This window comes from Pseudoalteromonas sp. MTN2-4, assembly GCF_042848605.1.
Taxonomy (GTDB): Bacteria; Pseudomonadota; Gammaproteobacteria; order Enterobacterales; family Alteromonadaceae; genus Pseudoalteromonas.
Map to the genome: position 1 here is coordinate 42791 of NZ_BTGK01000002.1, position 13330 is coordinate 56120.

7 protein-coding genes are annotated in these 13330 nt (G+C 41.0%); 2 read left to right on the top strand and 5 right to left on the bottom strand.

From position 1 onward, the window contains the following. Positions 1-11: 11 nt before the first annotated feature. The gene (locus tag ACGHEH_RS05230; protein ID WP_390444138.1) at positions 12-2375 is read right to left on the bottom strand and encodes a GH92 family glycosyl hydrolase; all 2364 of its coding nucleotides are present in this window, start codon (positions 2373-2375) and stop codon (positions 12-14) included. A gap of 402 nt (positions 2376-2777) precedes the next feature. On the opposite strand from ACGHEH_RS05230, the gene ACGHEH_RS05235 reads away from it, so the two are divergent. Next, the gene (locus tag ACGHEH_RS05235; protein WP_390442497.1) at positions 2778-3773 is read left to right on the top strand and encodes a LacI family DNA-binding transcriptional regulator; all 996 of its coding nucleotides are present in this window, start codon (positions 2778-2780) and stop codon (positions 3771-3773) included. 304 nt (positions 3774-4077) lie between these two features. Then, the gene (locus tag ACGHEH_RS05240) at positions 4078-5640 is read left to right on the top strand and encodes a basic secretory protein-like protein (protein WP_390442499.1); all 1563 of its coding nucleotides are present in this window, start codon (positions 4078-4080) and stop codon (positions 5638-5640) included. Positions 5641-5983: 343 nt separating this feature from the next. Here the strand turns inward: ACGHEH_RS05240 and ACGHEH_RS05245 are convergent, their stop codons facing one another. From ACGHEH_RS05245 to ACGHEH_RS05260, 4 genes are all read right to left on the bottom strand, one after another. Beyond that, positions 5984-7309 carry a hypothetical protein gene (locus ACGHEH_RS05245; RefSeq protein ID WP_390442502.1) on the bottom strand — a complete coding sequence of 442 codons (1326 nt, stop codon included), beginning with the start codon at positions 7307-7309 and terminating at the stop codon, positions 5984-5986. 270 nt (positions 7310-7579) lie between these two features. Next, positions 7580-8011 carry a GNAT family N-acetyltransferase gene (locus ACGHEH_RS05250; protein ID WP_390442504.1) on the bottom strand — a complete coding sequence of 144 codons (432 nt, stop codon included), beginning with the start codon at positions 8009-8011 and terminating at the stop codon, positions 7580-7582. 196 nt (positions 8012-8207) lie between these two features. Further along, positions 8208-10295 carry a basic secretory protein-like protein gene (locus ACGHEH_RS05255; RefSeq protein ID WP_390442507.1) on the bottom strand — a complete coding sequence of 696 codons (2088 nt, stop codon included), beginning with the start codon at positions 10293-10295 and terminating at the stop codon, positions 8208-8210. Between the two features lie 21 nt (positions 10296-10316). Further along, positions 10317-13148, bottom strand: a complete 2832-nt coding sequence (locus ACGHEH_RS05260) for a TonB-dependent receptor plug domain-containing protein (RefSeq protein WP_390442510.1) — start codon at positions 13146-13148, stop codon at positions 10317-10319. Positions 13149-13330: the final 182 nt, after the last annotated feature.

The window sequence follows — 13330 nt, forward strand, 5'->3', positions numbered from 1 at the left end:
GCTTCTGTCTCTTATTTTAAGAAGTTGTTGTTCACTGGGTTACTCATCGACGGCGGACGTGCCGACAGTGATTGACCAAATGACTTGTTAGGCTTAGCCGACATAGTGAATTCAAGCTTGCCACCGCCCATGATGTCATCATGAGTGATATAGCTGCGCTCAAGTTTTTTGCCGTTTAAGCGTACTTCTTTTACAAATTTATTCTTCTTAGAAAGACCTTTTGCAACCACAGTGAATCGCTTATTGTTTGCCAATGCTAAAGAAATTTTCGGTAATTGTGGTGCACCTAGTGCATAAGTTAAATCACCCGGTGATACTGGGTAGAAGCCCATTGCCGAGAAGATATACCACGCCGACATTTGGCCTACATCGTCGTTACCAGCAAGACCATCAGGATTATCTGAAGACAGTGTATCCATGATTTGACGAATACGTGCCTGAGTACGCCAAGGCTCGCCCGCATAGTTATAAAGGTAGGCAATATGATGGCTTGGCTCATTACCGTGAGCGTATTGGCCAATTAGACCTGCAATGTCTTCATGCTCTTTGATTTTTTCGTACGAAAGCTCAGTTTCGAATAGCTCATCTAGTCGCTCAACAAACTTCTTGTCGCCACCTTTTAGCTTAATTAAACCGTGCACATCTTGTGGTACATAGAAGCTGTACTGGTAGCTGTTACCTTCGGTGAATGCACCCATGTATTTTGCTTCTTGCGGATCAAAGTCTGGATTCCATGAACCATCTTTCATGCGACCACGCATAAAGCGTACTTCTGGGTCGAACACGTTTTTGTAGTATGTCGCACGCTCGTAGTATTCAGCCGCTGTTTTCTTATCACCAAGCGCCGTGAAGAATTGACCAATCGTATAGTCATCATATGCATATTCTAAAGTGATAGAGGTTGACTCAGGTAGCACGTCTAACGGTACATAACCATATTGTTTGTATTCAGGAATGGCATCGTAATGCGGGTGGTTTGCAGTATCGATCATGGCTTTTTTTGCCAGCTCAACGTCGAAATCACGAATGCCTTTTAGATACGCATCAGCAATGACGGATACCGCGTGATAACCGATCATCGTCCACGTTTCATGGGCTTGGAACGACCAGATAGGTAACATTTTGTCATGGCTCTGCTGATAATGATCAAGCATTGAAGAAATCATATCTGATACTTTATCAGGCTCAATGTAAGTCAATAATGGATGCAGTGCACGATACGTATCCCATAGCGAGAATAGCGTGTAGTGCGTGTGATCTTTCGCTTGGTGAATTTCACCGTCAACACCACGATATTGACCGTTTACGTCTTGATAGACACTCGGTGCTTGCAGTGCATGATAAACCGAGGTGAAGAACTGACGCTTTTCAGATAGCGAGCCTTCTACTTCAAACTTATCAAGTGATTTGTGCCATGTTTCATCTGCTTGCTTAACCACTTTATCGAAGTTCCAATGCGGAATTTCTGTTTTTAAGTTTTCAAGTGCATTTGATTTGCTAACCGCTGAAATACCTACTTTCACCATCAGTGGCTCGCCTTTCAGGCCTTCAAAGTCAGCCACTACTTTAATGGCTTTACCTGCCGCTTCTGGGATTTTATAGTTAACAATCGTCGATGGCTTTTTGCCATTACCTTCGGTTAAGCAGCCATTACAACGGTAGCGTGTGTTGTCTAGGTTAATCAGCTCGATATCGCTAAACGGTTTTGAAAACTCAATGGCAAAGTACATTTGACGATTATTCGCCCAGCCATTAGTCGCACGATAAGCTAAAATAGTACGGTCGTCGATGACACGCACATCACTCCAAATTACTTTGTTCTTGAAGTTATAAATGCTGTGCGTTAAATCCATTAACACGCTGCCTTTATCATGCTCTTTAAAAGTATATTTGTGCATGCCCACACGGGTAGTCGCAGTGAGTTCGGCATTCACCTTATAGTCTTGTAACCAAACTTGGTAATAACCCGGCTTTGCCGTTTCATTGTCATGACTAAAGCGAGAACGATAACCCGCATCTGGGTTGTTAGCTTTACCCGGCTCTAACTTCACTTCGCCCGTGATTGGCATCATTAGTAAATCGCCAAGATCTGAGTGACCCGTGCCGCTAAAGTGCGTATGCGAGAAACCAACAATGGTGGTGTCGTCATAATGATAGCCCGCACAACGCTTGTAAATTTCAGGCTGTGGGTCTATGCCTCTAAATACTGAATCGGTATCTGGGCTCAACTGCACCATACCAAAAGGTACAACTGCACCAGGAAAAGTATGGCCGTCACCGCCAGTACCAATAAATGGGTCTACATATTGCGTGTTTGCTACAACTTGTGTCGCACCTAGCATCATCACACCGCCTGTGACGAGTGAATAAGTCATGCGTTTAGCACTTTGCCACCCGTGGCTTATCGTTTTCATTGTTTGCCTCTTTGCCAAATAACCTAAAAATATATTGGAATGTACCGATTATCCTTTACTTTCCTATTAAAGGTAAAATGGAACGTTCCAAGAACAATTTGAATATACTGATCGATTTGCTAGAATACAACCCATTGCGACAAAATTAATATCAATACTCTTAATTAGATGTTCAATTTTTAGGCAAATAAAGCTTTCGATAACAAGGCGAAAATTTTGCTATTTAGTTGTTCTAAATGAGAAATTTTTAACGCAGTTAGCGGCAGCTTTATTCCTTCAAAAGGATTACGTATTATTGAGCATTGGTATAACCACTGGTTGGCGCTGTTATCGAGACAACCACATTTTATAGATAGCCAAAATTTGAAAACAAATAATACTAACAAGCAGTCTGTCACTGTACATGACGTAGCCCGTGTAGCGGGTGTTTCAAAGTCTACGGTGTCACTCGTTTTACGCGGCAGCGATAAAGCCAGCGACCGCGCAAAAGAAAAAGTACTCAAAGCCATCGAAGAAACAGGATACGTTTATAATCGTGAAGCCGCGGCGATGCGCAGTAAGTCTTCAGATTTAGTCGCTATTGTGATCAACGACTTAACCAACCCTTATTCTGCAAATTTAGCGGTTGCGCTTGAAAAACACATTCGTGAATTGGGCCTAATGGCAACGCTCGTCAACACCAGCGAAAATGCCCTAACACAAACGCAAATTGTGGCCAAACTACAAGAATACCGTGTGAAAGCTTTTATTATCTGTCCAACGCCAAACACCCAAGCAAGCTGGCTTAATCAACTACAAAGGCCGCATACGCAAGTGGTCAGCATCATGCGTCAAGTAGATGGCAGCCAAGTGCCTTGTGTATTACCAAACAACGAAATGGGTGCTTATAACGCGACGAAAGCATTAATAGCACGCGGTCATAAGAGCATTGCATTTATTGGTGGTGATGCAGCAATATCGGATTACCATCAACGTTTAGCTGGTTTCAACAAAGCCGCCAAAGAGCAAAATGACATACAAACTTGGGTGTTTAATAGCACCACAAACCGTCACGGTGGTCGACTTGCAATGTCAGAATGCTTGGCGCAAGTGCCGCAAGTTGAATCTGTGGTCTGCTTTAACGACATTGTGGCTTATGGCGTGATTGAATATTTAGCCGAGCAAAACTTAAAGCCAGGTGCTGATATCGGCGTGATCGGATTCGATGATTTGGACGACTCAAAATTAATGAGTGTACCTCTGAGCACAGTAAAAATTGATGCCAACGATATCGCTAAAGCCGTGTGTCATATATTGAAAAACGACACGCAAGAAGGATTGACTCAAGTCCCTGTTGAGCTAATCGAACGTAGTTCCTAGTTTAATTGCAGTGCTAACCGGCACTGCTTTCCCCCTCTTATTTATTACTTTTCGATATAACCCAATCAAGTTTCATTTATTGCAACAACATAACTTATAATCACAAATTATTAACATAGGTAAACCACTAAAAAATATATAACTATTCATAAAAAAGCCATCAAAATGTAAATGTTGTGTAAAATAAAATTTGACAATTTTCATACCTGAGCAAAATATTAGAACGTTCCAAAATTATATTAACCAAATCTGCCTAACTTAGATCAGATTAAAACTTGGAACGTTACAATTAAAGGAAGCTATTATGAACAACATCAAATTGATAAGAAAAACACCACTTGCCCTATCGCTATTGTTGGCAGGTTTAACAAGCCAAGTGTATGCAAGTTCAACCACGAGTAATGACCTTACTCAATTAGATCCAAATGCCATCAGTGCATCAGCAGAAAACAGCCAATATGGCGAAACTGCGGATAAGGCGTTTGATGATAATCGATATTCCAAATGGCTCACTTTTGAGCCTACTGGGTGGATAAGTTATCAGCTCTCAACGCAGCAAGTTGTCACCGGCTATAGCATTACCTCGGCAAACGATGCACAACAGCGCGATCCGCAAGATTGGCAACTTCAAGGCTCTAACGATGGTTTAAATTGGACAGATTTAGACACCCAAACTAATCAGCGCTTTGCATCGCGTTACGAGAAAAAACAATATTCGTTTAATAACCAAGACGCTTACACTTTTATTCGTTTAAATGTAACAGCAAACAATGGTGCGAATATTCTACAATTGGCCGAAATAGAGCTATTTGGTGGTTCAGTAACCCCTCCGCCAGTTGATAACTTGCCACTGCAAGACAGCCACAGCTTAAACCAAGGAAGCTGGCAACATTACGGTCCATTTAACGTAACAGGTAAAGTAAAAGCGACGACTTCAGGCTCTGGTGATGCAGACCTATATATTGGTCTCGGTAGTCAACCAGACAAGGTAAACTACACCTGTGCCAGTACTTCACCCACTGCAACTGAAAGTTGTGAAGCACAAGGCAATAGTCTTTACGTCTCTGTATATGGCTGGTCACAGACAAACTATCAAATCAATATCATTGAAGAAAAAGATTCTGGTGGCGGTGATGATGGACTATGGCAAAAACCTGTTGTTGACTTTGTTGATATGAACCCAGAGACAGAGGGCTCAAGGCTAGCAAATCGTATACTTGGCAATCCAGCAAACCACATGGCACAACGCTGTATTGATGTTGCCCAAGTACTTTACACAGATCCTAGAGAGTCTTCTCGTTTTAGAAATTTGCGCTTCGAGCTTCGAGCATTGGATCCATGGGGTAATGACTTTGTTGCCTATAAAACTGGTAGAGATGGCTCTGGTGAAATGACTATTGCTGTGAGTACTCGTCACCTAGAAAGGCTTTATAGAGAAAGCGGCAATAACGATAATTCAATAAGAGATGAAATTGATGGCATTCTGTATCATGAAATAACACATGGTTATAATAACTCACCAATAACTCGGGATGGCTATGGTGATGCTGGTCCTTTTTGGGCATATACCGAAGGACTTGCTGATGCAGTACGTATTGGTGCTGGCTACCACAAAACGCGTCAGCCAGACATTGGCAATTCGAGAAGATGGTTGGGCGGATACACAACAACGGGCTTTTTCTTACACTATATAAAACAAGAAAAAGATCCACTATTCATACGTAAGTTCAATCAATCAGCAGCTGATTATCCAAATTACACTTGGTCGTTTGATCGTGTATTTACCGACTTACTTGGGGTTGGCGTAGACCAAGCTTGGAATGACTACGTACAGTTTATTCAATCTGGCGGCCAGCTTCAGTACTAGTCTTCATTATTTTCATACGCCCAAGGATTAATCTTGGGCGTTTTTAAAAGTATTAAAGTTTCGCTTTGCTTTTAGGAACAATAATGAATCTGTTGACTTCCTAGAAAATCTCATTCACTTTTTATTTATGCTATTTATATTAGAATTATGTATAAATCATAAAACTAACGCCATGTATTACGGGTGATAGAAGATTTTTTAAAATAATTACTGGGAAATGTCTGAAAACATTGTCTGAACAAAATTGAAAAGAATGACCCAATAATAACTAAAGGTTGTTTACTGGTAAAAAATCATATGCCGATACTTCAACATATGATTTTCTATGTTCTGATTATTACTCTTATCTATCTAAGATTCCGTCCACTCGAAAATATGTGCTGTTTGACAGAAAATCAGTATTAAAATCAGTATATATATTTCGATTTGCTTGATGTAAATATCTTACATACGCTTCATACTCACCAGAAAAGTTGGTCGCATTCAATTGTAAATAGTTAGAAACAGGAGTCGCCCCTGAAACTCCTTGCTGAACTTGACTACCTAGCCAGAAATCAGGGAAACTTCCTGACGGCTTGCCATTGAATCGCCATTGTACTTTACCATTTGAAGGGTCTCGCCACGACACATAAAATTGAATTTGATCAATCCGAGGGTCTACACTGGCAAATTCAAAAGAAGGGGACACTGTTGCTGTCGCCTCCTCGGAAAATTGCGTGACCGCAGCCTCTAATGCAGTGGTTAAATCTATAGGTTGATAAGGTTCAATGTCGCCACTCATTTCAATAATTTGTGTTGTGTTCGAGTGTGTTGCCCAATTGAATTCGCTTGAAGCCACAGTATTAGATTCGCTATTTAAGTAGTATTTTAACGTATCATGACTGAAGATATACATTGGTTTAGAAGATTGAGACATCACCTGACCATTTTGATTGATGTGAAAAATAGTCAAAGATTGCTCGTAAAGTGAATTTGGAAGATTAATCCGATCCCCAGCCAACTTAAAATCACTGTCATTAGGTATGACTATCGAACCATCATCAGTGGTAAATAAACCCGCCCTAACATCTTGTTCAGACCCATTGTCGATGAAAAGCAATGTTGAGTCTGAGGAATTACATAAACTACTGATTGTTGTTCTAGTAACTATTTCACGTTGATTAGTCAATCCACTGATGTAATAGCCTGGATTACTTGACGCTAATGAAGTTAAGTCAAAGTCAATTTGCTGACAGCCACATTCTGATGATATAAATGAGACTTTTTCGAACAGGTCGTGCTCTGATATATCTGCCCAAGTAATTATTTCCCTGAGCATTTCTCCTTCATTTTCGCTAATTTTTATAAAGCTCAAATGTTTTGTGTCTTTTGGCCATTTTGTCGACAATACACCTTCAGAGTCAGTTTCCAATTCAAGTAAAACGCGACCATCTTGACGGTGAAATATCACTACTCCTTCACTCATACTTTCTCCACATAAGCTTTGTGTGACCATTTGAACGGTGAATTCATCATCCGTTCTCTCTGGTTCGCCCTCATTTGGTGGTGGAGTTGATATATCTTGGGGTAAATCTGAACTTTGTGTTTGTGGTTGTGATTTTTCACCAGACCCCCCACAGCCAAAAAGCATTGCTGTTGCCAATATGACAAGTAATTGATTTAACTTCATTCCATGTTCCTATTTTTTAAAAAATTAACCTAACATCAAATAAAGTCATTGAAAAGAAATAAAATTTTGAAAAGGGATTTGAGAAATTTATATTAAAAACATCTGAAAAGGAGGAGGTATTTTGAAATACAAGTCACACAGCTTTATGCAATCATTATTTATACTGAAAACGCCCAAAGTTATTGGCTTTGGGCGTTAATTCTGTCTTGATTTGCTAACTTTCATCGAGCTCACTTTACTTTAAATTGTTTTAATAAACTTTATTTCCCATCAGAAAGACATATGGAGGATAGGAAATGGTTTCCCCATATCATCTAAAGGCGAACGAGAAACAACTTTAAACCCCATCGCTTCGTAAAAACCTAATGCTTGAGGGTTCTGTTCGTTCACATCGACCTTATTGATGGAATGAAAATTCAATGCGTTCTTTAATAATGATTTGCCAATACCTTGCCCTCTATATTCATTCAAAATAAATAACATTTCTATTTTCTCTGAATGAACACCAATAAAACCGACAATTGCGCCCGCTGTATTTTTCATACAATGTAAAATAACATTCGGAAACGCTTGCTCAATGATGATTGGCTTAAAAAACGCGATATCTTCTTCACTTATAAAGTTGTGAGTTGCTCGGACTGAGTTTTCCCAAACGCTCAGCAGTTCACCATAATCGCTGGGAAGCACATCATCTATATACATAGTTATCTCTATAATTTAGTTAGTAATTATTTGATTAAAATCGCTAAATAAATAACTCAGTGCAGCCGCAAGTTCATCATATATAAAACCACGATATAAGTGTTGTCTAACTTTGCTTTTAATATTTGATATGAAAAATGAAAAAAGCCGGTATAAAACCGGCTTTGACTCTCACATTAATAATCTAGGGAAAATATTAATCTTGTGTCCAAATCGCGATTTCACCGATTTGTACTAATCTGCCATTGTCACCGCCTACCCCCTCACCTTGTCGCTCATTCTTAAATGAGAAACGAACGTGTTGAACATCAACTGGCTTTTCAATCTCGTAGGTGTAAGTAGTTAATAACTCAGGTATACCTGTAAACGTTTTCTCATCAATTAGTGTCCATGTATCGCCATCGTTTGAACCAAATACTTGCCAGCTCGTTGGGAAGCGAATTTCGTTGTCACCAGCAGTGGCAATCGAGTATTTCGCTACATTAACCGATTGTGGTAACACAAAATCAGCATTCACTGCTTCAACTTCATTTATCGGTAAAATATCAGGAAGATACTCTGGTACCCACCAAGGTGCTTCGACAACCGCATTAAACTTCTTACGAATATCGTTATCAGCTAGGGCTTCTGGACCCTCACCCCAAATACCAATATGGCTTGCATTGGTCGTCACCGTTACACCATCAAACTGTAATGCATTATTAAAGCCTACAACTGGTGTCGGATAAGGTGGGACTTTACCAAGTGATTTGAGGTAAGTTTGGTATTCGCCAACAATCACTTCGAGGCCTCTATTATCGCCAAAAATATGCTTAAATGCGGCATCAAACGACCATTCAGGTAATGCCTTTGCAGCTGCATTTAGCTCATTCATAAAGTCGATATTTCGGTTCGTGTTTACTACCCACTCCAAGAAGAATGAGGTCTGGTTATACGCATCTTTATTGATGTCATCTAACCAATCAATATTTGCTCGCGCATGCTCATAGAAACCCGCTTCGATTCGAATAAAATTCGCCATCGCTTCAAGATAAGTATGATGGTCAGTGCCTTCAATGTAATCACCTGTATTTGGCACATTTTGGTAACCATGGGTCAGCTCATGCCAAAGTACACCGATTATCTCGTCACGAATAGCTTGGTCGCCTTTGCCTTCTTGATTAGCAATATGGTTAAGATCAAACATCAATTGCATGTTTTTATCTGTACCACCTTTCGCCGCTGGGAAGTCATACTCATCAGTTATAAATTCAACAGATTCAAATACGTTAATTTCGGTGACATTGTTGAATAAACGCTTAGCGATCAACTCAGAAATTCGGTGAATTTCTGCTTCTAAGTCAGGCATAACTCGCTCAAGTACCGCTTGACCTGGATGCGCAGGTTTATTCTTAGTGAATGTCACTGTAGGCTGAGGGAAACCTGCCCAAGGGCTGGCTGGATCCCAAACGCGAATGAAGTCAGTTTTAACTAGCTCAGATTCACCCTTGTCGTTCTTAGCAACTAAAGTCACAGTTTTCGCGCCCAGTTCGTTAAAACGAACAAGCGGTTTACGCTCAGTGCTGGTTGCAGGCGTGCCGCCTTCAAACGTCCATTGCCAACTTGTTGGGTTAACTAGTGAGGTATCTTCAAATACCACAAGCTCGCCCACTTCAGGCGTTAAGTTAGACGCGCCAAACGACACGATAGGCGCTTCTGCAATCACGATTAATTCAAGCTCTGCAAGCTGAGTAATATCAGCACCATAGCTGTCTGTGCCACCGTGCTCCAAGTCGAATTTAAAGTACTGATAAGCTGCTTGCTCACCTTCAAGTTCGTACGCTTTTAACTCAGCACGACCAGTAAACGCTTCATTAGCACGAGAATCGATTTCAACCCATTCCTGCTTGTCGTTTGAGCCATATACAACCCAGTTCTTAGGGTCACGTTTAGGCTCATCGTTTGCCGAAACAAAGTGGTATTTTTGCAAAGCAGTCGCTTTCGCCGCTTTAAAGATCACAGTGGCTTTTTTATCAAAGGCCAAGAATTTGCTGCTGTGATTACCGTCAATTAAATTGCCGACCTGCTCACCATCAGGAGACGTTACCCCTTCGGCCAATACAGCTTCGATTTCTGCACCTTTATCTTGTGACATATTGCGAAGTGCACTTGACCCCGCAGCTTCCGTCACTTGCGTGCTCTGCTCTGCTTCGGTTTGTGTCGAGGTAAAACCTGAGCCATCATTACAACCAACCAGAATCGCCGAAACCGACAATGCCAGTGCTGATAAAGTAAATTTATTCATGTTCGTTCCTTATTATTCTTGTTAGAACTCGTAAGTCATGCGCAATACAAACTCACGACCAATGCTGTCGTAGTTACCGCCCAAATAGAACGGATAGCTACCCATGGTTTCGTCTTGCGGTGGCATTGCATTGAGTAGATTCTTCACAGAGAAAATCAAGCGGGTGTTGTCACCAATGAATTGGCCAAAAGTTAGGTTGTGACGGTACCAAGCCGGTAGCTTTTGACGCTCGCCATATGGCGCTAAGTTCCACATTTCGCCTTTATAAAGGCTCAATAGTGAGATCGAAGTATCTTCTTTTTGCCAAGTTAAACTAAAGCTTGCGGTATCGTTGAAGTCGTAATTGTTCTGATCGTCTAATATATCTTTAAGTGGATCACCCGCTTCAATACGTTCTTTCTTCTTTAATACTTTGTTGTATTCAAATTTATAACGGAACGTTCCAAAGCCAGTATCAAATAAACCACGCACGCCTATATCAATACCGCCGTCTTGAGTTTCTGAGGCATTGATATAACCTTGACGCACTGAGTGTGGCGTATAGGCATCACCCGAGATTGGGTTGCCTAAGCGATCTGTACCTTTACCATTTTCATCATAGCGTTGAATACGGGCCGCAGTGTTTTTACAAAGTTGAGAGTTTGGATCTTGAATGCCTTCGTTACACTCCCACATAGTATGAAGAATGCTGCCTGCGCTCAGTACTTTGATTTTGTCTTTAATAACGATGTCATAAAAATCAACGTTAAACGAAAGATTCTCTGAATATTCATACACAAAACCTGCTGTAAACGAGTGGCCAGTTTCTTCTTTCAAAGTCGGATCACCCGCAGATACCGTTTCGAAGCTCGCTTGTAATGAAGCCAATTGTGGGTTCGATAAATCGACGTTTTCACAGGTCGCTGTTAGCGCATCAGTTACATAGCCTGACACCTCGCCTTGGGCAGCAAGTACTGCACACGCATCGGCGGTAATACGGTCGTTGCCAGAGCCAAAGTTTCCTGAGAAGCCTTGATAAACCGAAGACATACTCGGGCCGCGGAATGTCGTGCTATAAGCAGAACGAAGTACTAAAGATTCAACTGGGGTGTAGGTAAAACCAAGCTGATAAGTTGGCGCACCGCCTACATCAGTAATGTCGTCATAATGGTCGTAACGAACAGCCGTTTCTACATCAAATTGCTCTGTAATTGGAATTAAAAACTCCATTGCAGCAGCATAACGGTCACGTTCACCTTCGGTAATAACACCAGTTAAACCCACAAACTCTTTATTTAGAATACGCGCATCTGGCGTTGCACGTGTGCCTTCATTCATCGCTTCAACATAAGCGGCAAAAGAAACGGCCCCAGCAGGTAATTCAAATAAGTCGCCTGTGATATCGGCTGTAAAAGTGTTATTGAACGAATTACCGTCATACGTTGCCCAATCGGCAATTTGCATTGCTGTGTCTGGTGTTAACGGCGCAAACCACATTTCATAGTTAGGACGATAAACAGGCATGCCATTTACTTCACCGTATTGTTGACCCTTCAATAAACGGTTGCCCTCGTTGGTATGATGTAAATAGCGGTCATTGAAGTCATAGTTTGCACGGCTATAACCTACTGAATAGTAATAATCGCCAATCTCACCTTTAATACCCACATTGAAAGACAGTGACGTATCGTTATACGTACGACCTAAGCCATCTTCGGTATATTCTTCATCAGCAACCACTCGCCACATGTATTTAACCGGTGCACCCAGTGTACCTTCTTGGTTTTCGATATCTGGATCCCAGAATGTACCGCCATGAATTGACTCATGATGACCCCAGAAGAAAGTGTTACGACGGCCTTTTTTCTCTTGATCGATATAGAAGCCATTCGCAAATAAGCTGTGCTGATCGTTTAAGTGATATTCTGAGTTGATGTAAACACTGAATGCTTCTGATTGATTTCGAAGTAACTTATCGCTGGTTTCATCCCAACCACAGCTTGCACCATAACTATTTCGCTCAATAAAATGCTGTACAGCGCGTGGATGCGGGTTTTGCTCAGAGTTACAGTACTGTGCTGAATACTGGTTTTTAAACTCCGTATTGTCAGCCCAAACAGTGATTGAACGGTTTGTTTCGTGGTGTGCTTTTGGATCTGGGTTGTCCCACACACTATCATGATAAGGTCTGTCACCTGATAGCAAAGGATCAGTATGTTTATACTCTAGTGCATAGTCGAATGTGAACTCGTCTTGTTGGAAACCACCAACAAAAGTTAAGCCTTTTTTAGCGCCCGTTCCATAAGTATCTTGACCATAATAGGCATCAACATAATGAGAATCTATGCCTTTTTTCGTGATGATATTAACAACACCCGCCATCGCATCTGAACCATAAATCGCTGATGCACCACCCGTTTGAATATCAATGCGTTCAACCATGGCTGTTGGGATCATATCAAGGTTAACAAAGTTAGTTTGACCACCGTAAGGCATTGGGTAGTAGGCTAAACGCTTTCCGTTTACTAGGATCAGCGTGTACTCAGGGCCTAAGCCTCGCAACTTTAGCTCTTTGGCACCCGGCGTGTAAGAACCCGTTTCAACTTCACCTAAGATCTGGCCGTTGGCCGCAGTCACACTACTTAACGCTTCATAAACATTAGTGAAACCACTTCTAACCATATCTGCAGATGTAATCGTTTGAATATTTGTAACACCCTCAAGTTCAGTACGCTTAATACGTGAAGACGTTACTTCAATACGTTCAACTTTTTCTTCGACCTGATTTTGCTCTGCTGCAGTTGCAGAAGCAGATATCGACAAAGACACGGCCAGTGCCAACGGCGATAGCATTAAAATTTTGTTGTTATTCATCTTAGCCTCTAAGATTTATTTTTATGGAACGTTCCACTTTTGAGTTAAAAAAATACTGAAGTGAATATCAATAAACTCACAACAGCATGGAACGTTCCAATAATTGCGTACCATTTAATCATTGTCAACAATTTAGGAAATAAAAGTTCATCTAATTGTAACTATCTATTACAAGTTATTTA